This window comes from Rhodococcus sp. AD45-ID, assembly GCF_003023755.1.
Classification (GTDB): domain Bacteria; phylum Actinomycetota; class Actinomycetes; order Mycobacteriales; family Mycobacteriaceae; genus Rhodococcus_F; species Rhodococcus_F globerula.
Genome location: NZ_PYHL01000001.1, coordinates 2,439,098 through 2,464,432 on the forward strand (window position 1 = coordinate 2,439,098; position 25,335 = coordinate 2,464,432).

At 61.4% G+C, this 25,335-nt stretch carries 23 protein-coding genes; 16 read left to right on the top strand and 7 right to left on the bottom strand.

Translation table 11 applies throughout. The features are described from left to right. Positions 1 to 86 precede the first annotated feature (86 nt). Positions 87 to 1,202: an NDMA-dependent alcohol dehydrogenase gene (locus tag C7T36_RS11180; protein ID WP_045065372.1), complete on the top strand. Its 1,116-nt coding sequence runs from the start codon at positions 87 to 89 to the stop codon at positions 1,200 to 1,202. A 59-nt stretch (positions 1,203 to 1,261) separates the two neighbouring features. Here C7T36_RS11180 and catC read toward each other — a convergent pair whose 3' ends face one another. Genes catC through catA form a run of 3 tightly spaced genes read right to left on the bottom strand, consistent with a single transcriptional unit; the run spans position 1,262 to position 3,548 of the window. Continuing rightward, entirely contained in the window at positions 1,262 to 1,543 is a 282-nt protein-coding gene (gene catC, locus C7T36_RS11185) for a muconolactone Delta-isomerase (RefSeq protein WP_045065374.1), read from the bottom strand. A 14-nt stretch (positions 1,544 to 1,557) separates the two neighbouring features. Next, a complete protein-coding gene (locus tag C7T36_RS11190; protein ID WP_045065377.1) occupies positions 1,558 to 2,679 on the bottom strand; it encodes a muconate/chloromuconate family cycloisomerase in 1,122 nt (373 codons plus the stop codon). Between the two features lie 29 nt (positions 2,680 to 2,708). Further along, positions 2,709 to 3,548, bottom strand: a complete 840-nt coding sequence (catA, locus tag C7T36_RS11195) for a catechol 1,2-dioxygenase (protein WP_033233580.1) — start codon at positions 3,546 to 3,548, stop codon at positions 2,709 to 2,711. A gap of 199 nt (positions 3,549 to 3,747) precedes the next feature. Between catA and C7T36_RS11200 the strand changes: the two genes are divergently transcribed. Next, positions 3,748 to 4,518 (top strand): IclR family transcriptional regulator, encoded by a 771-nt coding sequence (locus C7T36_RS11200; RefSeq protein ID WP_045065383.1) that lies wholly within the window; start codon positions 3,748 to 3,750, stop codon positions 4,516 to 4,518. Here the strand turns inward: C7T36_RS11200 and C7T36_RS11205 are convergent. Continuing rightward, positions 4,515 to 5,453 (bottom strand): AraC family transcriptional regulator, encoded by a 939-nt coding sequence (locus C7T36_RS11205; RefSeq protein WP_045065385.1) that lies wholly within the window; start codon positions 5,451 to 5,453, stop codon positions 4,515 to 4,517. The two genes, C7T36_RS11200 and C7T36_RS11205, sit on opposite strands and share 4 nt — an antisense overlap. Before the next feature lie 272 nt (positions 5,454 to 5,725). On the opposite strand from C7T36_RS11205, the gene C7T36_RS11210 reads away from it, so the two are divergent. The 11 genes from C7T36_RS11210 (at position 5,726) to C7T36_RS11260 (ending at position 19,930) form a co-directional block, all read left to right on the top strand. Then, positions 5,726 to 6,295: a flavin reductase family protein gene (locus tag C7T36_RS11210; protein ID WP_033233583.1), complete on the top strand. Its 570-nt coding sequence runs from the start codon at positions 5,726 to 5,728 to the stop codon at positions 6,293 to 6,295. A gap of 11 nt (positions 6,296 to 6,306) precedes the next feature. Continuing rightward, positions 6,307 to 7,935 (top strand): 4-hydroxyphenylacetate 3-hydroxylase family protein, encoded by a 1,629-nt coding sequence (locus C7T36_RS11215; protein WP_033233584.1) that lies wholly within the window; start codon positions 6,307 to 6,309, stop codon positions 7,933 to 7,935. A gap of 234 nt (positions 7,936 to 8,169) precedes the next feature. After that, positions 8,170 to 9,567 carry a benzoate 1,2-dioxygenase large subunit gene (gene benA, locus C7T36_RS11220; RefSeq protein ID WP_045065389.1) on the top strand — a complete coding sequence of 466 codons (1,398 nt, stop codon included), beginning with the start codon at positions 8,170 to 8,172 and terminating at the stop codon, positions 9,565 to 9,567. Positions 9,568 to 9,581: 14 nt separating this feature from the next. Continuing rightward, the gene (gene benB, locus C7T36_RS11225) at positions 9,582 to 10,091 is read left to right on the top strand and encodes a benzoate 1,2-dioxygenase small subunit (RefSeq protein WP_045065391.1); all 510 of its coding nucleotides are present in this window, start codon (positions 9,582 to 9,584) and stop codon (positions 10,089 to 10,091) included. Positions 10,092 to 10,119: 28 nt separating this feature from the next. After that, complete coding sequence (benC, locus tag C7T36_RS11230) at positions 10,120 to 11,655, top strand: benzoate 1,2-dioxygenase electron transfer component BenC (RefSeq protein WP_045066751.1); 1,536 nt, start codon at positions 10,120 to 10,122, stop codon at positions 11,653 to 11,655. Next, positions 11,652 to 12,434 (top strand): 1,6-dihydroxycyclohexa-2,4-diene-1-carboxylate dehydrogenase, encoded by a 783-nt coding sequence (locus C7T36_RS11235; protein WP_045065392.1) that lies wholly within the window; start codon positions 11,652 to 11,654, stop codon positions 12,432 to 12,434. Before benC ends, C7T36_RS11235 begins: the two co-directional genes overlap by 4 nt. Positions 12,435 to 12,476: 42 nt before the next feature. Beyond that, positions 12,477 to 13,862, top strand: a complete 1,386-nt coding sequence (locus C7T36_RS11240; protein WP_045065394.1) for an aromatic acid/H+ symport family MFS transporter — start codon at positions 12,477 to 12,479, stop codon at positions 13,860 to 13,862. After that, positions 13,859 to 16,561 (top strand): LuxR C-terminal-related transcriptional regulator, encoded by a 2,703-nt coding sequence (locus C7T36_RS11245; protein WP_045065396.1) that lies wholly within the window; start codon positions 13,859 to 13,861, stop codon positions 16,559 to 16,561. Before C7T36_RS11240 ends, C7T36_RS11245 begins: the two co-directional genes overlap by 4 nt. A gap of 3 nt (positions 16,562 to 16,564) precedes the next feature. Next, positions 16,565 to 17,809 carry a benzoate/H(+) symporter BenE family transporter gene (locus tag C7T36_RS11250; RefSeq protein ID WP_045065398.1) on the top strand — a complete coding sequence of 415 codons (1,245 nt, stop codon included), beginning with the start codon at positions 16,565 to 16,567 and terminating at the stop codon, positions 17,807 to 17,809. A gap of 74 nt (positions 17,810 to 17,883) precedes the next feature. Then, a complete protein-coding gene (gene aztD, locus C7T36_RS11255; protein ID WP_033233591.1) occupies positions 17,884 to 19,128 on the top strand; it encodes a zinc metallochaperone AztD in 1,245 nt (414 codons plus the stop codon). Between the two features lie 262 nt (positions 19,129 to 19,390). Further along, positions 19,391 to 19,930: a hypothetical protein gene (locus C7T36_RS11260; RefSeq protein ID WP_033233855.1), complete on the top strand. Its 540-nt coding sequence runs from the start codon at positions 19,391 to 19,393 to the stop codon at positions 19,928 to 19,930. Positions 19,931 to 19,944: 14 nt separating this feature from the next. Here C7T36_RS11260 and C7T36_RS11265 read toward each other — a convergent pair whose 3' ends face one another. Further along, positions 19,945 to 20,412, bottom strand: coding sequence for a VOC family protein (locus C7T36_RS11265; protein ID WP_033233592.1), 468 nt, complete (start codon positions 20,410 to 20,412; stop codon positions 19,945 to 19,947). Between the two features lie 103 nt (positions 20,413 to 20,515). On the opposite strand from C7T36_RS11265, the gene C7T36_RS11270 reads away from it, so the two are divergent. Continuing rightward, entirely contained in the window at positions 20,516 to 21,508 is a 993-nt protein-coding gene (locus C7T36_RS11270; protein ID WP_045065401.1) for a YafY family protein, read from the top strand. Between the two features lie 25 nt (positions 21,509 to 21,533). Here the strand turns inward: C7T36_RS11270 and C7T36_RS11275 are convergent, their stop codons facing one another. After that, a complete protein-coding gene (locus C7T36_RS11275) occupies positions 21,534 to 22,379 on the bottom strand; it encodes a pentapeptide repeat-containing protein (RefSeq protein WP_084702506.1) in 846 nt (281 codons plus the stop codon). Positions 22,380 to 22,636: 257 nt separating this feature from the next. On the opposite strand from C7T36_RS11275, the gene C7T36_RS11280 reads away from it, so the two are divergent. Both C7T36_RS11280 and C7T36_RS11285 read left to right on the top strand, forming a co-directional pair. Next, positions 22,637 to 23,341, top strand: a complete 705-nt coding sequence (locus tag C7T36_RS11280) for a TetR/AcrR family transcriptional regulator (RefSeq protein WP_045065406.1) — start codon at positions 22,637 to 22,639, stop codon at positions 23,339 to 23,341. Continuing rightward, positions 23,338 to 24,075 (top strand): SDR family oxidoreductase, encoded by a 738-nt coding sequence (locus C7T36_RS11285; protein ID WP_045065408.1) that lies wholly within the window; start codon positions 23,338 to 23,340, stop codon positions 24,073 to 24,075. Before C7T36_RS11280 ends, C7T36_RS11285 begins: the two co-directional genes overlap by 4 nt. Here C7T36_RS11285 and C7T36_RS11290 read toward each other — a convergent pair. Further along, complete coding sequence (locus tag C7T36_RS11290; protein ID WP_045065410.1) at positions 24,072 to 25,262, bottom strand: FAD-binding oxidoreductase; 1,191 nt, start codon at positions 25,260 to 25,262, stop codon at positions 24,072 to 24,074. The genes C7T36_RS11285 and C7T36_RS11290 overlap by 4 nt on opposite strands. Positions 25,263 to 25,335: the final 73 nt, after the last annotated feature.

The window sequence follows — 25,335 nt, forward strand, 5'->3', positions numbered from 1 at the left end:
ATCAACGAGACACATCACGTACCGCGCACCACTTGCGCGGTACATAACACTCGTCAATGAATCGAACGTCTAACTCAGGAGCACCCTTGAGAACTCGCGGAGCCGTCATCCGTCAAGCGCCCGGCAAGTACGAGGTCGTCGACCTCGAACTCGATTCACCTCGCACCAATGAACTGACCGTCAAAATGGTTGCCTCCGGCCTGTGCCATTCCGACGACCACATCGCCAGCGGCGATCACGCAGTGGGCCGCTACCCCATCTGCGGTGGGCACGAAGGTGCAGGCGTTGTGGTGGAGGTCGGCCCGAACACCGAGGGATGGACAGAAGGCGACCACGTCATCTTCTCCTTCCTTGCCGCCTGTGGCCGATGCCGTTGGTGTGCAAGCGGAATTCAGAACCTGTGCGACAACGGCGCAGCCATCATGACGGGTGGTCGTCCCGGCGACGCCGAAAGCTACCGCATGTCGTTGGACGGCGAACCGGTTTCACAGACCTGCGGCCTCTCCACCTTCAGCGAATACACCACGGTCAGCACACTCTCCGCAGTCAAGGTGGACAAGCACCTTCCGCTCGAGACGCTGTGCCTGCTGGGCTGCGGCGTCGGCACCGGTTGGGGTGCAGCCGTCAACTCCGCCCAGGTGTACCCGGGCCAGACCGTGATCGTCATGGGCGTCGGCGGCATCGGAATCAATGCAGTTCAAGGCGCCGTGCACGCCGGCGCCGCGCACATCATTGCGGTGGACCCCGTCGAATTCAAGCGCACGAGCTCCCTGAAATTCGGTGCCACACACGCAGTGTCCACGATGGAAGAAGCAACCGATATCGCTCGGTCCTTCACCAACGGCCAGGGCGCCGACTCCGCGATCGTCACGGTCGGCGTGACCACTGGAGACCATGTGGCACAGGCTTTCTCGTCGATTCGCAAGGCCGGTACCTGCGTGGTCACCGGACTGGGCAAGATGACGGACATCGGAATTCCGGTGAGCCTGATGGAACTCACGCTGTACCAGAAGAGAATTCAGGGATCGCTCTTCGGCGCCTCCAACCCGACTGCCGACATCCCGTGGATGATCGATCTCTACACGAGCGGAAAGCTCAACCTCGACGGGTTGATCACCAACCGCTACTCCCTCGATCAGATCAACGACGGCTTTGCCGACATGCATTCCGGCCGGAACCTCCGCGGCGTTATCAACTTCTAGCACACGCTGTCTGGACTCGACCTCAGGTCGAGTCCAGACAGAACTCGCAGCATGACCGGCTACTTGATCGAGGATCCGTGTTGCGTCAACGGCATGACTTCGATGCTCATGTACGGGAACAAGGGGAGATTCCAGAGAATCTCGTGCAGTTCGTCAGCCGACTCGACGTCGAAGATACTGATGTTGCTGAACTGACCCACGATTCGCCACAAATGCACCCACTTGCCCTGGCGCTGAAGGTCTTGCGAGTACGCCTTCTCCGTGGCTACGGTCTCCGCGCGCACCACCGGGTCCAGATCGCGTGGAATGTCGACGTCCATCCGTACGTGAAACAGTGCCATGTTCTTCTTGTCCTCTAGTTCCTGGTCCAGGTTTTGACGGCGTCCATGTTCAGTTCGACTCCCAGGCCAGGCCCGGAGGGAAGGTGCAACTGACCTTCGGAATACTTCAGGGGTTCCTGGAGCAATTCCTCACTGAAGAGCAACGGTCCGAAAAGCTCTGTTCCGAAGTTGATTCCGGGCTCGGCGCAGGCGAAGTGCAACGAAGCCGCTGTACCGATCGGCCCTTCGATGGACGTCGCACCGTGGCACGCGATACCCGCAGCCTTGGCAATCGCGACGACCTCGCGGCTACGCTGCAACCCACCGCACTTGGTGGTCTTGAGCGCGATGACGTCGGCAGCGCTGCGACGTGCGATTTCCAGAGCGTCGTGCGGCGTCTGCACGCTCTCGTCGGCCATGATCGGAATCGGTAACAGCCTACTGAGTTCTGCGAGAACCTCGATTTGGTCTGCCGGAGTGGGCTGTTCGATCAACTCGACGCCGCCCTCGGCGAGTTGCGGCAGGTACCGCAGCGCGGTGAAGCGATCCCACCGCGCGTTGACGTCGACACGGACACCGGCATGACCGTCGAGCGCCTGTGCAATCTCGACGATGCGCGCAACATCGACGGCAGGATCAAGTGCGCCCATCTTGAGTTTGAAGCTGAAATTGAGTCGGGCTTCGAGCTTTTCGTGGGCTTCCTCGATGATCTCTGCCGCCGGCGCCGCACCCAGTGCCCATGTGACGTCGACGCTTTCGCGGAAGGCCCCGCCGAGCAGCGTGTGCACCGGCACACCCAGGCTGCGAGCCCAGGCATCGTGCAACGCCACGTCGACGGCAGCCTTCGCGAATCGCGCATTGGCAACAACCTTCTCGATGTCGGCCATGATCGCAGTGATCTGATCGACGCGCCTGCCGACGACTACGGGCGCGATGTACTTCTCGATGATGACCTGCATCGTCTCCACCGATTCGCCGCCCCACCACGGACCGCCCGGAACGACACCTTCGCCGTAACCGATCACTCCGTCGGAGGTGCGGATCGCGACCAGCAACAACGGCTGCGCCGTCATCGACGTGGTGGCGAACTTGTGGGGGCGAACCAGCGGGACGTCGAGGATGGTCGTCTCGATGGAGACGATCGACAGGTCTGTCATCAAATCACTTTCTTTCGAACAGTTGTGGATCAGGCCGGGTCGAGCACGAAGTCGTATGTGACCCGGTTGATTCCATCGGCACCCGGCTTCGGATCGAGAATCAGTTCCGGCTTCGTGGCCGTTGCGACATCGTTCTCGATCCACTCACCACCGGAGAAGTAGAGCTGAGTGGTGATCGTGCGCTTGCCGGGAGCCTTCACCATGAGGTGCAGGTGCGCCGGACGCCACGGGTGCCAGCCGGCCTTCTCGATAAACCAGCCGGTGGGTCCGTCGGTCGGAATCTGGTACGGCGCAGGCTGAATCGTGGTGATCTCGAACCGTCCCTCTCCGTCGGTCACGATCGTTCCGCGGAGGTTCCCGTCGGGGATGTGCGGCGCGAAATGGGAGTAGTAGCCCTCGTCGTCCGCATGCCACAGCTCGACGGTGGCCCCGTCCAACCCGTTGCCGTCGAGGTCACGGACCTGCCCCTCGAAGACCAGCTTCGATCCAACCTCGTTGTCACGCATGGGAAGTTCGCACTTAGCCGCCAATGTCTTGGCGTCGGCCACGTAGTACGGCCCCTCGATGCTGCCCTTCGTACCGCTCTGGCCGCGGTACGCAACCTCTTCGACGTTGTGCTCGAGGAAGACGTCCAGCCAGAGCGGCCATTCACCGAACTGGCCGATGTCGATCAGCCACTGCTTGAGAACCCGATACTCGGGGTAGGTGACACCATGCTTGTCGATGACGCCGGCAAGTGCTTCGAGGACGTCCTTGGCGATGGCCGAGACACGCTCGGGCGGGGTGTCCGCACTGACTCGTTCCTGGAGGAACTTGTCGGTGGCGGCGGTGCCCGAACCTACTGCGGTGGGGCTCTCGGAAGTGGTCATGTGGTCCTCCTCGGGGCCGTGTATGGCTGTTACCGGGTGGGCGCCGTACTGCTGGGCTGAGTCGGCTTCCCAAGTCTGGTTGTACGCTCTGCGTACATCTGTTACGCTGTGCGTACGCTTGTACTGTGCGCCCAATCACAGACCTTTGTCAACCTTCGGGCGTACTACGTCGATATAACCGCAGCTGAAGGGCTATCCCGTGACCGAGAACGATCGCGATTACATCCAGAGCATCGAGCGTGGATTTGCGGTACTGACGGCATTCGACGAGAAGAATCCCAATCCGTCGCTCGCCGATCTTGCCGCTGAAACAGGGCTCTCCCGCCCTGCCGTGCGGCGCATCCTCCTCACCCTTCAAAAGCTCGGGTACGTCACCGGCAACAACAGTCGGTGGTCGCTCACCCCTCGCGTTCTGAGCATCGGGCAGCACTATTCGGCGTCACACGCCCTGACGGAGGCGGCACTCCCCCGCCTGCTGGAGATCGCAGAACAGACTCACGAGTCGGCGTCACTGGGCGTGCTCGACGGCGTCGACGTGGTCTACGCCGCCCGTGTACCCGTCCGCCGGATCATGAGCATCAACGTCAGCGTCGGCACCCGAGTGCCTGCATATGCCACCTCCATGGGCCGCGCCCTGCTCGCGTGGGCGCCAACCGACATCGTTGACAACGTCATCGCAAACTCCACGTTCGACGCCCTCACACCCACCACGATCACCGACGAAGGCGCATTCCACACCGCGCTTCGTGTTGTGCGCGAACAGGGCTACGCCCTCACCTCCGAGGAACTCGAAGACGGTTTGATCTCCCTCGCCGCCCCCGTCCGCGATGCCGGCGGAAGCGTCGTCGGCGTGACAGCGTGTTCAACCTCGGCGGGACGAACTACCCCGGAAGCCTTCCGCACCGACGTCGCACCTTTCCTCGTGGAGAAGGCAAATCAACTCAGCGCAGACATGGGATACCGGAGCTAACTTCTCAATACTTCAGAAGGCAACAGACCGTACTTACGCCGGAATGACGACGCAAACCGTCCGGTGTGCGTAAAACCCCATCTCACAGCAACATCGGTGACCGTCGTCGAGTCGTCGGCATCGCGCAGATCTGCGTGGACCCGTTCGAGACGGATGTCGAGCAGGCATTCCGACGGGCTCCGGCCCACGTACTGCCGAAATCCTTCCTGCAATCTCCGTACGCTGACGCCCGCCACGTCGGCCATCTCCGCTGCGGTCCACACCCTGGCCGGGTCGTCGTGCATCTCGTCGAGTACGCGCTTGACGATGCGCGGCCTGGCGTGTCGCACCGCATCCTCACTTTCGGGCATCGCGGCAAGGACAAACGCCGAGATCACAGCGCCGGAGAGCTGGCCTGCCACCAGTTCGTTGTGCAGCACTCCAACCGGGCCGAGGATCTGATCCGACAGTGAGCGAACAAATTTCAGCCATCTAGCTCCGTCGTCTCCCCGAAGATCCACCTGATCAGGCAAGTGCATTCCGGGCCGGCCGAGTACCTTCTCCATCTCGCGGTCGAGGTATTCGCGGTCCATCCGGACTCCGACAATCTCGCAGTCCGCGCTCCACCGCGTGATTCTTGTGGTGATGTCGGGTGGACACACCGTCGCCACACCCTCCGTCGAGAGCACGTGCGATCCCGCGAACACCGACTCGAGCTCGCCTGAGAGCGGGATGTTCACCCCGTAGGCACCGGGATGATCGGATTCGACTGCGACGTCTGCGCCCCATCGAATATGAGCGATCCGCAGCGGACCCAACTCAGCGGTGCACACCCCGACTCCACTGGCCGCGTGCCGTGACAACGGCGTCAGCGTGTGCGGGAAGTAGGCATCCGACACCGCATGACATGCCTCGTCCCAGTCCCGCGGAGCTGTACCGATCATGGAATCGACCATCGTCCTTCACCTTCCCAACCCGTGACCAGCCACATTGCCGAGCATGGGCGCTGAACATCATTGAACACTGTGTCCCCGGTCACCTCCAAGGAAAAACGGGTACCGGCCGTGATCGGGTGCGCAATCCGGATAGACACCGCGCTGTACGGATCGACCGAAGGCCGCGCTCGCCGTACGTTCGTCTTCACTCCCGGCGCGAGTCGTATGCCACTTCCGCCTCCCGCACTTCGCGGCACTCTCACTCACCAGCCATCCGACAAGGAGGTCCGGTCATGGAACAAAATCAGCTTCGAGGCATCTTCGGCCAATTCGCCAGCGGCGTCACCGTCATCACCTGTACCAACGCCGACGGTCAGCCACACGGGGCCACGGTCACCGCATTCACGGCAATCTCCCTGGAACCACGCTTGTGCCAGATAACGATGACGCGAAAGTCCAAGGCGTGCGGCTACCTCGGCAACGCGCCGTTTGCCGTGAACATCCTTGCCTCCGACCAAGTAGACACGGCCATGCATTTTGCGGGCCGGCCACAGCGCACCGAGCCGCGATGGATCGACGGACCGACCGCTCCCCTGCTCGACGGCGCCGCAGCAACCATCTCGTGCATCCCGTGGAAGGAGTACGACGGCGGTGATCACATCATCTTCATCGGCGAGATCGTGGACGCACAGTCCAGCGGCAAGGATCCACTCCTCTTCTACCGAAGCACTTTTCACGATCTAGGCGCTACCTCGTCGACCACCGTCTGGAACGGCAGTCAGGACGACCCGCACAGCGGGTGGTTCGACGCCACCACTTCCTTCACTCCGATTCATCTTCAGCCCGCACCTCAAACGATCTGAAAGGCTTTGCCATGACGACCACCGAAATTCCTCCCACCGGCGTCGACCCCGCAGATTCCGGAGCGCCACAGGCCAATCCGGCCGCCGATTGCGAAGCCAACCGCACGAAGAACTTCGCCACCCGGCCGATGACCGGCGACGAGTACATCTCGAGCCTGCAGGACGGTCGCGAGATCTGGCTCCACGGAGATCGTGTCAAGGACGTCACGACGCATCCCGCTTTCCGGAATCCGATCCGTATGACCGCAAGGCTGTACGACGCTCTGCACACCGGCGAGCACGTGGACGCCCTGACTGTTCCGACCGACACGGGCAACGGCGGTGTCACCATGCCGTTCTTCCGCACCCCGACGTCGTCGGCTGATCTGCTCAAAGAGCGCGACGCCATCGCGACGTGGGCTCGTATGACCTACGGCTGGATGGGCCGCTCCCCCGACTACAAGGCAAGTTTCCTGGGAACCCTCCACGCCAACAAGGAGTTGTACGCACCGTTCCAGGACAACGCCGAGCGCTGGTACCGCGAATCGCAGGAGAAGGTTCTGTACTGGAACCACGCGATCATCAATCCCCCGGTGGATCGCCAACTTCCACCGGACGAGGTCGGCGACGTCTTCATGAAGGTGGAGAAGGAAACCGACGCCGGTTTGATCGTCAGCGGCGCCAAGGTTGTTGCCACCGGGTCGGCGATCACCAACTACAACTTCATTGCTCACTACGGTCTGCCGATCAAGAAGAAGCAGTTCGCCCTGATCTGCACGGTACCGATGGACGCGCCGGGCGTGAAACTGATCTGCCGCACCTCGTACACCGAACATGCTGCGGTGATGGGCAGTCCGTTCGACTACCCGCTGTCGAGCCGCATGGATGAGAACGACACCATCTTCGTCTTCGACAAGGTGCTGGTGCCGTGGGAGAACGTCTTCATGTACGGCGACGTCGACCGGATCAACGCATTCTTCCCTCAGTCGGGGTTCCTGCCGCGCTTCACCTTTCAGGGCTGCACTCGGCTGGCTGTCAAGCTCGACTTCATCGCCGGCCTGTTGATGAAGGCACTCGAAGCCACCGGCGCCGGTGGCTTCCGCGGAGTCCAGACCCGTGTCGGCGAAGTGATCGGCTGGCGAAACCTCTTCTGGTCGTTGACCGAATCGATGGCACGCGATCCCGAACAGTGGGTCGGCGATTCGGTGATCCCGAAGCTCGAATACGGCCTCACCTATCGAATGTTCATGATCCAGGGGTACCCGCGGATCAAGGAGATCATCGAACAGGACGTCGCGTCGGGCCTGATCTACCTGCCGTCGAGTTCACTCGACTTCAAGAGCCCGGACGTGCGCCCGTACCTCGACAAGTACGTTCGCGGTTCCGACGGGATCACCGCCGTCGACCGTGTCAAAGTCATGAAGGCTCTGTGGGATTCGATCGGTACCGAGTTCGGCGGCCGGCACGAGCTGTACGAGCGGAATTACTCGGGTAACCACGAGAACGTCAAGGCGGAACTCCTCTTCGCCGCGCAGAATCGTGGGCACGCCAGTTCCATGAAAGGCCTGGCGGAACAGTGCCTGAGTGAATACGACCTCGACGGCTGGACGGTTCCGGACTTGATCGGCAACGACGACGTCTCGTTCTTCAAGAACCGGTAACTCCCGCCACCGTCAGGGCGGACTCGCGGTGCCGAGTCCGCCCTGACGGCAGGACCACGTTCACGAACACCATGCCCTGGGTCAGGACTAGGCATATGCCTAGTGTGACCTGCAACACAGAATGTCAAGGTGAATCCAGTACCGGACGCAGCCCCGTCCGGAAAGCAGGCCCCAAGCAGATACCGACAGCCCTCGGTAATCGCAGCTGGTCGCCTAGTCGAGCTGGAGGACCCCATGACAGATATGTTGGACGCTGCTCAGAGCACAGACAAATACGCGAAAATGCGCGCTGCCCTCGACGACGCTCTCGTCGAGGACCCGGAGACCGGCCGCTACCAGGTACGGCGCAGCGTCTTCACGGACGAGCAGCTGTTCGACCTCGAGATGACCCACATTTTCGAGGGCAATTGGATCTACCTCGCGCACGAGAGTCAGATCCCCAACGTCGGCGACTACTTCACCACCTACATGGGCCGTCAGCCCATCGTCATCACCCGAAACAAGGATGGCGAACTCGGCGCACTGATCAATGCCTGCAGCCACCGCGGTGCGATGCTCTGCCGCCGCAAGACAGATAACCGAACCACCTTCACCTGCCCGTTCCACGGATGGACGTTCAACAACAGTGGAAAGCTCCTCAAGGCCAAGGATGCTCGGACCGGCGGCTACCCGGAACAGTTCAACAAGGATGGCTCACACGACCTGACCAAGGTCGCACGATTCGAAAATTATCGAGGGTTCCTCTTCGGCAGCCTCAATCCGGACGTCCTGCCCCTCGAAGAACATCTCGGTGACACCACGAAGGTGATCGACATGATCGTCGACCAGTCACCCGACGGACTCGAAGTGCTGCGCGGCGCCTCCACCTACACGTACGACGGCAACTGGAAGTTGCAGACCGAGAACGGCGCTGACGGCTACCACGTGTCCTCGACGCACTGGAACTACGCCGCCACCACAGCCCGCCGCACCGCCGGAGAATCGGCCAACGAAACCAAGGCGATGGACGCCGGTACCTGGGGTAAGCAGGGCGGCGGATACTTCTCCTACGACTACGGACACCTCCTTCTGTGGATGTGGTGGGGCAATCCCGAAGACCGCCCACTGTTCGAGCGTAAAGCGGAGCTGGAGGCTCAGTTCGGTTCCAAGAAGGCCGAATTCATGGTTGGTGCGTCAAGGAACCTCTGCCTCTATCCGAACGTCTACCTCATGGATCAGTTCAGCAGTCAGATCCGGCACTTCCGCCCGATCTCTGTTGACCAGACCGAAGTCACGATCTACTGCATCGCACCCAGGGGCGAAAGTGCCGCAGCCCGAAGCAACCGCATCCGTCAGTACGAGGACTTCTTCAATGCAAGCGGCATGGCCACCCCGGACGACCTCGAAGAGTTCCGGTCCTGCCAGAAGACCTATCAGGCCGCCGGTGCGCCGTGGAATGATCTGAGCCGTGGTGTGACACACCAAATTTCCGGACCCAATGACGTTGCCAAGGACCTAGGCATGGACCGCGTTCTCTCCAGCGGATCCAAGACCGAGGACGAAGGCCTGTACCCGATTCAGCACGGCTACTGGCGCGACGCCATGATCGCCGCGGTCGATGCCGAACAAGCCGCTTCTGCCCGGACCAACTGAGGATCTCGATCACCATGACACTAGCAACCGCCAATGCCGTCACCCTCGAATCCGTGCAGCAGTTCCTCTACCGCGAAGCCCGCTATCTCGACGATCGTGAATTCGAGAAGTGGATCGAGTGCTACCACCCCGATTCCGAGTACTGGATGCCCGCCTGGGCCGACGACGGTGAACTGACTACCGATCCGCAGGCGGAAATCTCATTGATCTACTACCCCAACCGGGGCGGCATCGAAGATCGCGTATTTCGCATCCGCACCGATCGTTCCAGCGCGACAAGCCTTCCCGAACCGCGCACCGGCCACAACATCACCAACGTCGAAATCCTCGAGGCACGCGGTTCGGTAGTAGACGTGCGCTTCAACTGGTTCACGCTGTACTTCCGCTACAACACCGTCGACACCTACTTCGGCACCTCGCATTACACAATCGATTTCGCGGGCGAGCAGCCGTTGATCCTGAAGAAGAAGGTAGTCCTCAAGAACGACTACATCCATCATGTTGTCGACATCTATCACTTCTGACGTTTACGATCGAATCGAGCTGTTCCCCATGACCTTTCAAATAGCACTGAGTTTCGAGGATGGCATCACCCGCTTCGTCGAATGCAGCACCGACGAAACCGTCGCCGACGCCTCCTACCGCGCCCGGATCAACATCCCCCTCGACTGCCGCGACGGAGCCTGCGGCACTTGCAAGTCGCTGTGCGAGTCAGGCACTTTCGACGCCGGCGACTACATCGAGGAGGCACTCACGGACGACGAGGCCGAGCAGGGATACTGCCTGCCGTGCCAGATGGTGCCGGAATCCGACCTCGTACTGCAGATCCCCACCACCTCCGCCGTGGCCAAGACTGCTGCCGGTTCGTACACGTCCACCATCACCGAGATCGTTCGCCACTCGGATTCGACTGTCGGCTTCACCGTCGCGGTCGACAATCGCGCAGATCTGGTCTTCCTTCCCGGTCAGTACGTGAACATCCTCGTTCCGGGAACCGAAGCAACACGCTCGTACTCGTTCAGCACCGGCCCCGACGTCGAGTCGGCGTCGTTTCTGGTCAAGATCACGCCGGGCGGGCTGATGTCCGACTATCTCAGCCTGCAAGCGCAGGTCGGTGACACACTGGAATTGACCGGCCCGATGGGCAGTTTCTTCCTGCGTAGCGGGCAGCGACGCGCACTCCTGCTCGCCGGGGGAACCGGTTTGGCGCCACTGCTCTCGATCCTGGAGAAAATGCAGACCGACGGTGTGACTCGACCCGTTCACTTGATTTACGGTGTGAACTCAGACCTCGATCTGGTCGAACTGGAGAAGCTGAGTGCGTACGCAGCATCGTTGCCGCAGTTCACCTTCGACTACTGCGTATCCGACCCCAACAGCACAGCACCCAACAAGGGGTACGTCACGAGCTTGATCGAACCGGGTCATCTCGACGGCGGAGACGTCGACGTCTACCTGTGCGGCCCGCCGCCGATGGTCGAAGCCGTTCGCCAGCACTTCAAGAACGTGTCGATCACACCCACGAACTTCTACTTCGAGAAGTTCAACAGCGCGGCGACCCCGGCTGATTCACCGGCAAGCTCGATCGAAGAAACGGCAGCCGACACGTACGAGATCGGTGAAGAACACCTGCCTGTCGCGGAATCGGACGCACAGTTCGACGCCCGGATGGCGCTCGAACTCGGCGCATTGGAACTCACGATCGGGCGCCTTACTCCGGCACAGTTGACGGAGTACCGCATTCTGGCGGAGAACTCGGCAACCTCCATCGACCGCGACCACTTCACGGACGCAGCGGCATTCACCGAAACCAACGCCCTCTTCCACGACTTCCTCTTCCGCTGCACCGGCAACGACATACTGCTGCAGGCCTACCAACGTCTCGAGGTCACGCAGCTGATGAACCGAGTACTCCGGACCGCGGACTGGGTGGACGAACATGTCGCAGAGGATCACTCACGCATTGTGCGCGCATTCGAGCAGAATGATCGCGCCGCGGCCCGTGAGCTGATCGTTCAGCACAGCAAACACGCGAAGTCGACGATGCGACGTGCCATCACCGACGCTCGGGTCAGTGTGGCGTCGTGAGCGCACGTTACTTCTCCGGCCGGTTCGACGATCGGGTCGTTGTCGTCACCGGAGCGGCCCAGGGGATCGGGCGCAGCGTAGCCGAAAGAATCTCCGCCGAAGGCGGTTCCGTTGTTCTCGTGGACCGAGCAGAGCTGGTCCACGAGATTGCGGCACCGCTGGATCGTTCCCATTCGGTGACCGCGGATCTCGAGACCTTCGAAGGTGCCCAGCACGCAATAGATTCCGCGCTGAGACACTTCGGACACGTCGACGTACTGGTCAACAATATCGGCGGCACAATCTGGGCAAAACCATACGAGCATTACACCCCGGAGCAGATCCACGCCGAAGTCACACGTTCGTTGTTCCCCACCCTGTGGACGTGCCGAGCAGTGCTACCCCACTTGATCGAACGGGCGAGCGGAACCATCGTCAACGTCTCCTCGGTCGCTACCCGGGGTGTCAACCGTGTTCCATACGCTGCGGCCAAGGGCGGAGTCAGCGCCATCACCGCGGCACTGGCGATGGAAGTCGCGCAGTACGGAATACGAGTCGTGGCAACAGCTCCCGGTGGAACGGAAGCGCCACCTCGCGTCGTGGCCCGCGGCCCCGGTGCACAGACCGACGAAGAGAAACTCTGGTACCAACAGATCGTCGACCAGACCGTCGACTCGTCACTACTCAAGCGTTACGGCACCCTCGACGAACAAACTGCCGCCATAACCTTCCTTGCCTCCGATGAGGCGTCGTACGTCACCGGAACGGTCCTTCCCGTTGCCGGCGGCGACCTCGGCTGAGCGAGTCACCCCAATTCCTGATCTCTCGAACGGAGATTTGTCATGTCCTCGATCGAACGCGGTTCCTGGGCCAGCGCCCGCCATCGCTCTTCAGTGCTGTGGGTAGTCACCATCGCAGCCATCGCCATCTTGTTCGACGGATACGACCTCGTCGTATACGGCACGATTCTGCCCGTCCTGATGGACGATCCCGGCCACATCGGAGTGCTTTCTGCCTCTCAAGCTGGAGCATTGGGCTCGTACGCCCTTGTCGGAGTCATGGTGGGTGCGTTGACGTGCGGCGCAATCGGTGACTACTTCGGACGCCGAAAGATGATGCTGATCAACATCGTCTGGTTCTCGGTCGGCATGGCGCTGGCGGCGTTTGCGACCAGCATCACCACCTTCGGGCTCCTGCGATTCTTCACCGGCATCGGCGTCGGCGGACTGGTTGCCACTGCCGGAGCAATGATCGCCGAGTTCGCCCCGCCAGGGCGTCGAAATCTGTTCAACGCCATCGTGTACAGCGGCGTCCCGGCCGGCGGCGTCATGGCGTCGATCCTGGCAATCATTCTTCGTGATTCCATTGGATGGCGGGGACTCTTTCTCATCGGCGCACTTCCGTTGGTCATCCTGTTTCCGCTTGCGTGGTTCAAACTTCCCGAATCTCCCGCGTGGCTCGTCGCCCGCGGCCGGAGTGACGAAGCTCGGGCAATTTCCTCGAAAACCGGAATTCCCCTGCCCGTTATCGCCACTAGCCCCGCCGATTCGCCCGCAGAGCGAGTCGGCTTCCGAGCCTTGGCCAGCAAGCAATATGTTTGGGGCACAGCGCTACTGGGCCTCATGAGTTTTGCCGGCCTTCTTCTGACCTACGGACTGAACACCTGGCTGCCCAAAATCATGGAGAACGCCGGATACAACGCCAAGGGTTCACTCTCGTTCCTACTGGTCCTCAACGGCGGCGCGATCATCGGCGGACTACTGGCGTCGCGGATCGCCGACATCACCGGGCCCCAGCGGGTTGTCGCAACCACTTTCGGTTTGGCCGCATTAGCACTCCTGCTGTTCACGTTCGGCTTCCCGCTACCCGTCCTTCTCGCATCTGTTGCGATCGCCGGGGTCGGCACCATCGGAACTCAGGTGCTCATCTACGGATTTGTCTCCAACTACTATTCGACGGCGGCCCGAGCGGCCGGCGTCGCGTGGCGCGCGGGCTTCGGCCGTCTCGGCGGCATCTTCGGCCCGCTGATCGGTGGAAGCTTGATCAGTGCCGGTATCAGTTCCGAGTCCGCGTTCTACGTGTTTGCCGGTATCGCCGTGCTTGGCTCCATCGTGACCTTCTTCGTACCTAAGCAGGCCCCAGATCTCGATACCGCCGCAACTCCAGCCGCAGAGGTCCGATCGGAAAACGAATCTCGCGGTGAGCCCGGCGTTACGGTAGTCAGGTGACACTTCGGGACGTGCTGGTGGGCCGAGAACGCGAACTGAGCGTTCTCGGCCAGGCATTGGCTGCGGCGAAGGCAGGCACTCCGTCCCTCGTTCTCGTAGAGGGCGATGCGGGCAGCGGCAAGTCGACTCTGGTCAGCCGGTTCTCCGAAATATCGGCGCAGCACACTCTTCGATCCGCTCGCGGACTGGAGTGGGAGTCTCAGACGCCGTTCGGGGTCGTCACACAACTACTCGACCATCCGGTGTCGGTCCACGATCCCGTCGTCATTGCCCAAGAGATTCTCGACAGCACTGACCAGTTGACCATGGTTGTCGTCGACGACGCCCACCACAGCGATGTCGGCTCACTTCAGGCGATTACTTCAGCGCTCCATCGGGGTCGGGGCGCGCAACTCTTGGTTGTGCTCGTCGTCGAGGATTCACCGCACATCAACGCCGAGGTCCGGCGCATTCTCGAACTTCACTGGTCGCAGCGACTGCACATCAGCGCACTCGACGCTGCTGCCGTCATCGACATCGCCCGGGTTCGCAACGGAATTGATCTCAGTTCCGGCGTCGCGCTCCAACTTCAGGAGTTCACAGCGGGCAACACACTCGACGTCGTCTCGCTACTCGACGAATTGCCGTCGACGTACTGGACTCAGTGGCACCGCACCTTGCCTGTTCCCCGCTATCGCGCAGCGTCGATCGCAGGCACACTTGCGCAGTGCTCCGAGGGTGCACGCACTTTGGTCGAAGCCGCCGCGATCCTCGGGCGCAGCACGACGTTGTCGCACCTCGCTCAACTAGCCGAAGTCGACGACATCGTCAGCGCGCTGGACAACGCCTTTGGCTGCGGTCTTCTCACCGTGCACGAGCAGCGCGGCAGCACCGAAGTATCCGTTCGAGGAAAGATGGTTGCGGCTGCCGTGAGCGCCACCTTGGGACCTACCCGACTGCACCAACTGCATTGTCGCGCAGCCGAGATCGCCTGGGGAGACGGCGAGCGGTTGTTCCATCTGGCTGCCGCCGCTACGACGCACGACGAAGCACTGGCCTCAGAACTGGTGACCTACGCCGAGCTCCGGGCAACCGACGGCGCGTGGTCCGAGGTGGCCGACGCAATGGTCACCGCCAGCCGTCTCACCACCAGCAGAAGCGACCACGAGACTCGACTACTGAGGGGAATTGACGCGCTGACCGGTGCTGGCGATATTCCACACGCCATGGACTTCGTTCCCGAAATCGAGAGTATTACGCGCGGACCGCTGCGCGACGCCGTCCTCGGATACCTCGCGATTCACCGGGGACGCCCAACCGAAGCTGCTGACCTACTGACTCGCGCTTGGAGCAGTTGCCCTGCGGATCTCGATCCCGCAGTCGCGGCAATGATCGCCCAGCGAATGGTCCTGCATTCTCTGGCCAGACTCGACGGCGCTGCTTTGGTCCAGTGGGTCGACCGTGCAGTCGAATTGGTCGGTCCGTCAGATCCTGCCGCAGTGGAGTCCGAAGCGATAAAGGGCCTCGGACTGGGTGCCACCGGACACACCGAACAGGCGCTCGCGGCCTACGAATCACTGTCGGACCGCATCCGGCCCGGCGCTCAAGCTCAGCGATTCCAGATGGGCCGCGGTTGGCTCGAGCTGGCAGTGGATCATCCCGAGGCGGCTCGTCGCGATCTCGAAAGCGCAGTGTCCACTGAATTTTCCAGCGGCTCGGCGCGTATCTCGCTGTGGGCGCAGGCCTGGCTTGCCCGCACACAGTTCGCCTTGGGGGCGTGGGACGACGCACTGTCGACGATCGACAGTGCCGCCGCGCAAGTCGATCGTTTCGAAATCGACATCGTCCGACCGTTGGTGCATTGGTCCGGGGCACAAATTCACGCGCTTCGCGGAAACTGGGACCTGGCCCGCAATCACGTGCGCCGCGCGCATGTTGGTGCACATTCCTACGAAATCATGTACGTTCCTTCGCTTCTCGCCCGGGCACAATTCTCCGAAGCTGCGGCCGACTACGCCGATGTACTGGCAGCGCTGACGCCCCTGACCTCGAGCACGTCACAACAGTGGCTCGACGAACCCGGGTTCTGGCCGTGGGTCGATCTCTATGCGAATGCTCTCGTGATGGTCGGTCGGGTCGACGACGCCGATACCTTCCTCCAACCACACGAGAAGACCGCACGCATTCGCGGGCACCGTTCTGCCACAGCACGTCTTGGATATGTTCGTGGCAGAATCCATGGAGCCCGAAGCGAACTCGGCGCCGCCAGAAACTGTTTCGACGACGCGCTTCTCAGCCTCGAGGACCTGCCACTCCCCTACGACCGTGCCCGAATCAATTTTGCCTACGGCCAAACTCTCCGGAGAGCCGGCAAACGCGCAGAGGCAGACGTCGTACTGAGGGACGCACGCGAGCTCTACTACGCGCTGGGCGCAGCGACATACGTCGAGCGTTGTGAGCGTGAGTTGCGTGCCGGCGGGTTGAACCTTTCACGTATGGACAAGGGAATCACCGATCTGACCCCACAAGAGCGAGCCGTTGCGGATCTTGTCGCTGCCGGCAAGTCCAACAAGGAAGCTGCGGGCGAATTGTTTCTCTCTGTCAAGACAATCCAGTATCACCTCACTCGTGCGTACGCAAAGCTCGGACTGCGCTCTCGTAGCGAACTTGCGGCGCTCTTTCGTGAACGCGAACTTGGCGATCCACACCAGGAGACCTGAAACATGTCGAATACCTCGACAATTGCACCCACTCGTGTCATCACCGAGCCGCTACCCCAACCTCTCTACAGTCCTCGGCGCGTTTTGCGAGACTTCGGCGGAACATACGGCGCAAACGCAGTTATCGGGATTGTCTTCTCTGCCACCGGCCCAGTAGCGGTCATCCTTGCTGCCGGCTTGGCCGGCGGGCTGAGCCAATCACAATTGGCCTCTTGGATTTTCGGCGCCTTCTTCGTCAACGGAATCTTGACGATCACCGCGTCCTGGCTGTACCGGCAACCACTGGCGTTTTTCTGGACGATTCCCGGAACCGTCGTCGTCGGCGCGTCCCTGCATCATCTTCCGTGGGAGCAGGCGATCGGAGCATTCTTTGCAACGGGCGTTCTGATCTTGCTGCTGGGATTGACGGGGTGGATCACACCGATCATGAATGCACTCCCCATGCCCATCGTCATGGCAATGGTGGCAGGCGTTTTCCTTCACTTCGGTACCGACCTGGTAGAGGCGCCCGCCCACGACGCCGCCATTGCACTGCCGATGATCGTCACCTTTGTTGCACTCAGCGCCTTCGCGAAACTGGGAAGGTATATCCCTCCCGTTCTCGGTGCCTTGCTTGTCGGGGTGGTGGTCGTTCTCGCGACCGGACGGTTCGCACCTACCGGCGGCGATCACGAATGGTTTGCGCACCCAGTGCTGTCCACACCGGCATGGTCGTGGCAGGCAATGATCGAACTTGTTGTGCCGCTGGCGATCACCGTGGTCGTTGTGCAGAACGGCCAAGGGATCGCAGTCCTGCGAGCGGCCGGACATCAACCGCCGATCGGCAGCGCAACGATTGCGTGTGGCGTGTTCTCACTCGTGAACGCGGCGGTGGGATGCGTGTCAACCTGCCTGACCGGGCCAACCAATGCTCTCCTGTCAGCATCCGGGGAACGAACACGGCAGTACACCGCCGGCATCTTCTGTGGGGTACTCGCGGTTGTCTTCGGCCTTTTTGCCCCGACCTTCGTGTCGATGATGCTGGGCACGCCCGCTGCGTTCATCGTGACACTTGGCGGATTGGCAATGCTGAAGGCATTGCAAGGAGCTTTCGTCACCGCATTCGGGTCGCGATTCACCTTCGGTGCGTTGATCGCATTCCTCGTGACGATCTCCGACGTCGAACTGTTCAATATTGGCGGTGCATTCTGGGGACTCGTGGTGGGAGTGATCGCCTCACGCATCCTCGAGCGCTCCGACTACTCCTGAAGACTGCCCTGACATGCGAATATTCGCATGTACGACTTTGACAATCATTTACATTAAGCAGTAGATCTATACCCATGCACCTCACTACCCGCGTATCGCGGCGCCTCACTCTGGCCACATCAGTGGGCCTCTCACTTGCCCTTGTCACAGGATGTTCCTCCGACACCACGGACGCGGCGGAGGCAACAACCACCGCCGCGTCGTCAGCACCGAATGAACAAGCTTCGGCAACACCACGTCTCGCAATCTCCTACGACGGCGGCGTCCTGGTACTGGACGCAACCTCCCTCGATGTCGTCGGCGAAACCGCGATCGAGGGCTTCACGCGACTCAACCCGGCCGGCGACGGTCGGCATGTCATGATCTCCGCCGGCGAAGCGTTCAAGGTGCTCGACACCGGCACGTGGTCGTCGGCACATGGTGACCATTCCCATTACTACACAGCCGATCCCGCGATGTCGGACGTCGAGTTCGCAGCCAACGAGCCCGGACACGTTGTACGACATGCCGGAAAAACTGTCCTCTTCAATGACGGCTCGGGCCTGGTCGAAATCTTCGATCCCGTCCAATTGGCCAAGCGTCAGCCACGCGTCGAGACCTACACAACCCCGGAACCCCATCACGGGGTGGCTGTCGCACTCGCCGACGGAGGGCTGTTGACCACCATCGGAAACTCCGAGTCCCGCAACGGAATTGCAGTGCTCGATACCAACCGCGCGGAGGTCATGCGCAACGAGCAGTGCCCCGGCGTCCACGGTGAAGCCGTTGCAGCAGACGAGACGATCGTGCTGGGCTGCCAGGACGGCCTGCTCGTGTACAAGAACGGCGCGATCACCAAGGTCCAGAGCCCCGATGCGTACGGCCGCATCGGCAACCAGGCCGGTTCCGAAGAGTCGGACATCGTGCTCGGTGACTACAAGACCGATCCTGACGCCGAACTCGAACGACCACAACGAATCTCGCTCACCAATACCACCACGTCGGAACTGAAGCTCGTTGATCTCGGCACCAGCTACACCTTCCGATCACTCGGTCGCGGACCGCACGGCGAGGCCCTTGTTCTCGGGACCGACGGCGCTATCCACGTCATCGACCCGAACACCGGCGCAGTGACCAAGAAGATTGCCGTCATCGGCGAGTGGACCGAACCCACTGAATGGCAGGAGCCCAGGCCCACCCTGTTCACACTGGACCACACCGCCTATGTCACCGACCCCGCGTCGAAGAAGCTGATCGCCGTCGACCTCGAAGACGGCAGCATCCTGACCGAAACCACACTCGATCACACCCCGAACGAATTGACCGGCGTCACTGGCTGATTCGGATTTCACTTCTGCCCCTGTCTCACACCGAGGTGGGGGCCGAAGCCGTCTTACGAGCACGGATTCCGAACGGCATGTCGACCACCAGCCACATTTACACCGAAGCCACCGGCGAATACAGCGTTCGGCAGGTTATTCAGATTTCAGCAACCGAAGATGAACAGTCCAGATCCATTTGATTCCTCTTCTTCAGAAAGTTACCGACGACGAGACCACAGGGGAAGCCTCGAATCGCGACGGGATTGTTAGTGTCGAGGACGTGCTCACACATGGATTGACGGTGGACGGCCAACCAACGCTCGAACACATTGATTTCGCCGTTTTGGATTCCTTTCGATTCCCGGATGGGGACGGCTTCCCCGCTTCATATCGTGCATTTATCCGGCATGCAGGTTGGGCGCGGTCCTTCGGACTCTGGCTCATCTACCCGCCCGTGCATCCCGGATTTGCCGATGGCTGGCAAGGGCGCGCAGGGTATCTCACCGCGAACCTCCATTCCGCCTACCGAGAGGGTCACAGCGAGGAGTTCGATTGGATGGTCGAACCCGACGGCGATTGGTCGCTCCCCGCCTCGCTGCACGTATTCGGATTGAGCGAGAACGGCGACGCTCTGCTGTGGGATACAACATCGCGCGGCACCGACGGGGAGTTCCCAGTCTGGGAATCACGCTCACTCAACTCTCTCCACCGACTCGGCGACAGTCTCTCAGAAGCACTTCCGTCCATCCGCGATCGAGCTTTGAGCTTGTTCGGACCGCGCACTTACGACATCGAACCACTCCCTCCGATCCCACTCTGAAGCACGAGGAGTGACTACGCCGGGCTTTCCGCGGCGGAGACGTCGAGGATCCAGGTCACCCCGAACGCATCGGTGAGCATGCCGAAACCGGGGCTCCACGCTGCCGCGGCGAGGCCCTCGACGATGGATGCGCCGGCCGAGAGCTTCGCCCAGTAATTCTGCACCTCTTCGAGGGTCTCCCCGCGAACGGAGACGAAGAACGGTTGGTTGGTGATCGTGGTGCCGTTCTCGCGGTGCGTCGAACCGGCATTGCCTGCCGAACCGCCCGACTGTCCTGGGATGTCGTACGCCATCACGCGAAAGCCGTCCTCTGTCTCGATCCGGCCGAATACGACGCCCTGCGCGCCTGGCACGTCTTTAGGCATCCCGAAGTCGCCGTAGGTTGCAATTGTGACCTGGCCACCGAAGACGGACTGGTAGAACTCCAGGGCTGCTCGGGCGTCGCCGCGAAAGTTGAGGTGGGTCGTTGTCTTGATGCTCATGCCTGCTCCTAGTAAGAACGCTGTCCGGCTTTCTTCTTGACGACTGCCACTCTCACAGGCGTCTAGGACGGTTTTTGTCCTAGACTCGAACTAATCTCGTGAGATGGCGACCACGTCCCGGCTCTTGAATCTGCTGTCCCTGTTGCAGACCAGGCGTGACTGGCCAGGCGCCCTACTCTCCGAGCGGCTCGACGTCAGTCATCGCACGGTCCGCCGCGACATCGACCGGCTGCGGGAAATGGGCTACAACATTGCGGCAACCATGGGCCCGGACGGCGGATACCGACTCGATGCGGGCAGTGAGCTGCCTCCCCTGCTGTTCGACGACGATCAAGTCATCGCGTTGGCTGTTGCCCTGCAGACGGCGACCATGACCGGCGCCGGAATCGAAGAGGGTGCAGTTCGTGCTCTGACCACCGTGCGGCAAGTGATGCCGTCGCGTCTGCGCCATCGGCTCGACGCTCTCACCTTCACTACGATTTCGGCCGGCCCCGGTGACACGGCGTCCGACTCCGTGTCACCGGAGGTACTCGTTGCGATGTCCACAGCGATCCGCGCTCTCGAAGTGCTCCGGTTCGATTATGCGAGCGACCGCCCGGCCGACAGTTCAACCGATAACGGCGAACCAGCGCCCCCACGCCGGGTGGAGCCGCATCATCTCGTGACCTCCAATCGTCGCTGGTACCTCGTCGCGTGGGATCTCGAGAGAGACGAATGGCGAATCTTCCGCGCCGATCGAATCGCCCCGCGCACCCCGAACGGCCCCCGTTTCACGCCGAGGGAGATCCCCGGCGGCGACGTAACCGAATACGTGTCCGGGCGCTTCAAAGGCTCGGAACAAACCAACAAGTGGCCTTGCCACGGCAAGGTCATTCTCCATCGGCCGGCCAGTTACGTTCTTCCCTTTGCCGGGGACGGCATCGTCGAAGATCTTGGCCCCGACCGGTGCAGTCTCGAAGCCGGATCATGGTCCTGGGTGGCTCTCGCAGCATCTCTCAACCGATTCGACACCGACATCGATGTCGTCGGACCAGCAGAACTGACCCGCGCCTTTGCGCAACTCGCCGCCCGCAACGCTGCGACCGCTGCGAATTAGATGCTCTCCCCGGTGACATGTCCCGCTAGCGAACAAGCCAATGCGGCGGGGCTGCAACACCGGCGGGCAAACATGTGTCACCGCTACCTCTGGCTGCGTTCACCTGGGGCTGGGTGACGAACAACGCGGCCGAGAGATCCGCGCCATCCAACCTGGCATCACGCAGATCCGCCCCGAGCAGATCTACCGCTGTGAGGTCACTTCCCCTCAGATCCACGGCGATCAAGCAGGCCCCTCGCAGATCGGCCCCACACAACCTGTGTGCGCGCAGGTCCGATCCAGCAAGGTCCACTTCGGCGGCGATGCTCGGGTCCATCTGATCAACTTCGGCAAAGTAGGAAGCCCGAACTTCCGCACTGATCTCCATCAGCACTGCCCTGACCACAGAATGTAATGCGCCGATGTCAGTCGAGAACAGTTCGGCCTGTCCGCCGCGGATCAGTGCGGCAATGGTGGATGCGAGTTCGCGAGCTTCGTGCGCAGCGTCCGGGTCATAGGTGCGTTCCTGCGCCTCGAACAGGTACCACAGCATCTCGTGCAACTGTTTGACGATCTTGAAGGCGGAGAACATGTGTTGCTGCGCATCAGGACGCTCGCGCCAGCTGACGCCGGAGAACAACTGCTGCGACACAACCTGTCCCGCGCCGAAGCAGTCGAAGACCGTGCAGCCGCGGAACCCCCGGGATCGAAGTCCTTCATGGACAGTGCAGGAGAAATTCGAGCCGAGGTGCCGGCACGGAGAACCCGCGGGCTTGTCCTCGGCAAAATCTACCGATCGCGAGAACCCGAAGGCCGTGCAGCACAAGGCAAAACAGTTGTTGCAGTCGGCGCGCAGATCCTCGCGCCGAACAGATGAGTGTGTCGATGACATGATGAAGTGAGCTCCAAAGTGGGGATTCCAGTGCAGGATAGGAGGCGGGAACCCGAGGTCGGGTTCCCTCTCGGGACACACGGAATCACCACCGCGCGCAGGCGCGGCACACAATCATCGCGACGGGTCTGGATCACAGACAAGTTTTGTTTATCACTGCAAACAAAGTACCAGTTCAGGCACGACGAGTCCGCGACAGGTCGAGCAACCGAACGACGGCGTACCAGTGCTAACGATATTCTGTTATCGTTGATTTCATGAGCTCGAGAGCGAAGATACTGGCGGCGGCAACCGAGTTACTCAACTCCTCTCCGGACGGCGACATCTCCACCCGCGCCGTCTGCGAGAGAGCCGGCGTCGGCGCGCCCGCGCTCTACCGCCAGTTCGGCGACAAAGACGGCTTGCTCGCAGCCGTCGTCGAAGCCGGGTTCTCCGAGTACCTCGCAGGCAAACGCGCTGCGATCCCCTCCGCAGATCCGGTAGCCGATCTACGTGCCGGCTGGGACGCGCATACGGCGTTCGCGCTCGCACATCCCGCTCACTACCGGTTGTTGCACTCACCATCCGCGCAGAGCGCCGACACCGCCATGCAAGCCCAGGCGCTACTTCGATCCGTTCTCGAACGCTGCGCTGCCGCAGGTCTTCTGACCGTATCCGTCGACGTGGCAACGCAGATGGTGATGTCCGCCAATGCGGGCGTCGCACTGATGCTCGTCGTGAGACCGCAGCAGTATCCCGACCCGACACTGTCGGGGCGTGTTCGCGACGGAATCCTCGCATCCATCATCAGCGAATCCGGCACCCCGCAGGACGCCTCGCTCAACACCGTCGCATCCACCCTGGAGACCCAACTCGCTACGGCAGATTCAACTTCCCTCTCCACCAACGAGGTTGGACTGCTGCGCGAGTGGCTCCGCAAGCTGTCCGACGCCCCCGAACCCACTTCAGGAGTTACATCATGACTGACACCACCACCCGCGTCGCCATCGTCACCGGAGCGTCCGGCGGCATCGGCCGAGCAACTGCAGAGAAGCTCGCGGCCGACGGAATGGCTGTCGCCGTTCACTATTCGGGAAATCTTCAACGCGCCCAGGAAACAGTCGACACCATCGTCGCAGCGGGCGGGCACGCCATCGCGGTGCACGCCGATGTCGCAGACGAAGGTGAAGTAGCCGCACTGTTCGACACGGTCGAGCAGGAGTTCGGAGGCATCGACGTTGTTGTCCACGCAGCCGGAATCATGATTCTCTCGACCGTCGCCGAATTGAACTTCGACGACTTCGACCGGATGCACCGCACCAATGTTCGGGGCACGTTTGTTGTCGATCAACAAGCCGCGAGGCGGGTGCGCAGCGGCGGTGCCATCATCAACTTCTCCACCTCCGTGAAGAAGCTGGCCTTCCCGACCTACGCTGCGTACGCGGCCACCAAAGGCGCAGTGGACGCGATCACGCTAGTTCTTGCGAAAGAGCTACGGGGACGCGACATCACAGTCAACGCCGTGGCTCCAGGCCCCACCGCCACCGACCTGTTTCTGGACGGGAAAGACGAAGCGACAGTGGAGAACCTGTCGAAAATGGCGCCCCTCGAACGGCTCGGAACTCCGCTCGACATCGCGGAGGCAGTCGCGTTTCTCGCCGGCCCGGCGCGGTGGGTCAACGGTCAGGTGATCTACGTCAACGGCGGCGTCGTCTAGCGCATCTCCCCCGCTCCCACGTATGGATTAAGGCTGACGAGAGGCTTTCCCTCGGCAAATCTGCTGAATCGGAAATCGTTGCCGTCCACGGCCGAATCACTACTGATGCCGTCGAGAATCAGATCGGCAACCAGCCGTCCGACAGCCGGGGAAATCTTGTATCCGTGTCCGCTGAAACCGACTGCGAGGAAAAGTCCGTCGACAGGTGACGGGCCGATGATCGGGTTGTAGTCCGGAGTGATGTCGTAACAACCCGCATACGACGACGCCAAACGTGGATCCGGCATCGACGGCAGCAGACGCTCGAGCTTGCCGATCGCGGTCTCCACAAATGCATCCCCTGCCCGGTTCAGGTAGTTGTCCGGGTCGGCAAACTCAGGCGCAGAGTGATCACTGTTGCCTACCAACAGGTCTGCGTTGGGTTCGCGCCGGATGTACTGCAGGTTCACCAGATCCGAGAAGGTGGGCACGTGCGGGGTAGGTTCCCCCTGATCGACGAGCAGCAATTGCTCCCACTGCACCTTGATCGGGATGTCGACTCCGACCGTCGCGGCCAACGCGGGTGACCATACGCCGGTAGCAAGAACAACAGTATCCGCATGGATCTCGGCGCCGTCGGCAAGTGTGACGCCGTAGACGGATCCATCCTCTCGCGTCAGAAGTGTTGTCACTTCGGTCGATTGACGAACTGTCACGCCGAGTTCGCGCGCTTTCGTGCCGTATGCCATCCCCGTCATGTACGCATCGCCGTGCCCACCCAAAGGTTCGTAGGCAAAGGCCGCGAAGTCGTCCAGGTTGATGCCCGGCCAGAATGCTCGAACGGCGTCGGCGTCGATGAGGTCGACGGGCACACCCAGAGCACGATGCATCTCGACATTTGCCAACAAGGGTTCTGTGTTGTTGCCGCCAACCCCGACGATGTAACCGGTCTGACGGAAGCCGATATCGGTGCCGAGTATCTGTTCTGCATCCGAAAAGACCTGGACCCCATGCCAGGCCATCGCCGCCAGCGACGGGACCCCGTAGTGGCAGCGAACAATTCCACTCGATTTGCCCGTCATCCCCGAGCACATCGTATTACGCTCGAGCACAACTACATCCGACTCGCCCCGCAGCGCAAGCGACCACGCAATCGCAAGGCCCTCGAGGCCACCTCCCACGATCACTATCCGCGCATGCTCCGCCATCACTTACTCCCGTCTCGAGTTTCTCAACAAGAGACAGTGTTTCATAAAATGAAACCAAGAGTGTGACGGCGAA

Bases quoted from the DNA above. Each gene is read 5' to 3' on its own strand.
- benC (WP_045066751.1), top strand. From the start codon at position 10,120: ATGACCTTTCAAATAGCACTGAGTTTCGAGGATGGCATCACCCGCTTC.
- C7T36_RS11205 (WP_045065385.1), bottom strand. From the start codon at position 5,453: ATGGTCGATTCCATGATCGGTACAGCTCCGCGGGACTGGGACGAGGCA.
- C7T36_RS11275 (WP_084702506.1), bottom strand. From the start codon at position 22,379: ATGTCATCGACACACTCATCTGTTCGGCGCGAGGATCTGCGCGCCGAC.
- C7T36_RS11285 (WP_045065408.1), top strand. From the start codon at position 23,338: ATGACTGACACCACCACCCGCGTCGCCATCGTCACCGGAGCGTCCGGC.
- C7T36_RS11240 (WP_045065394.1), top strand. From the start codon at position 12,477: ATGTCCTCGATCGAACGCGGTTCCTGGGCCAGCGCCCGCCATCGCTCT.
- C7T36_RS11215 (WP_033233584.1), top strand. From the start codon at position 6,307: ATGACGACCACCGAAATTCCTCCCACCGGCGTCGACCCCGCAGATTCC.
- C7T36_RS11270 (WP_045065401.1), top strand. From the start codon at position 20,516: ATGGCGACCACGTCCCGGCTCTTGAATCTGCTGTCCCTGTTGCAGACC.
- C7T36_RS11210 (WP_033233583.1), top strand. From the start codon at position 5,726: ATGGAACAAAATCAGCTTCGAGGCATCTTCGGCCAATTCGCCAGCGGC.
- C7T36_RS11290 (WP_045065410.1), bottom strand. From the start codon at position 25,262: ATGGCGGAGCATGCGCGGATAGTGATCGTGGGAGGTGGCCTCGAGGGC.
- catA (WP_033233580.1), bottom strand. From the start codon at position 3,548: ATGACCACTTCCGAGAGCCCCACCGCAGTAGGTTCGGGCACCGCCGCC.
- aztD (WP_033233591.1), top strand. From the start codon at position 17,884: ATGCACCTCACTACCCGCGTATCGCGGCGCCTCACTCTGGCCACATCA.
- C7T36_RS11250 (WP_045065398.1), top strand. From the start codon at position 16,565: ATGTCGAATACCTCGACAATTGCACCCACTCGTGTCATCACCGAGCCG.
- benA (WP_045065389.1), top strand. From the start codon at position 8,170: ATGACAGATATGTTGGACGCTGCTCAGAGCACAGACAAATACGCGAAA.
- benB (WP_045065391.1), top strand. From the start codon at position 9,582: ATGACACTAGCAACCGCCAATGCCGTCACCCTCGAATCCGTGCAGCAG.
- C7T36_RS11280 (WP_045065406.1), top strand. From the start codon at position 22,637: ATGAGCTCGAGAGCGAAGATACTGGCGGCGGCAACCGAGTTACTCAAC.
- catC (WP_045065374.1), bottom strand. From the start codon at position 1,543: ATGGCACTGTTTCACGTACGGATGGACGTCGACATTCCACGCGATCTG.
- C7T36_RS11190 (WP_045065377.1), bottom strand. From the start codon at position 2,679: ATGACAGACCTGTCGATCGTCTCCATCGAGACGACCATCCTCGACGTC.
- C7T36_RS11265 (WP_033233592.1), bottom strand. From the start codon at position 20,412: ATGAGCATCAAGACAACGACCCACCTCAACTTTCGCGGCGACGCCCGA.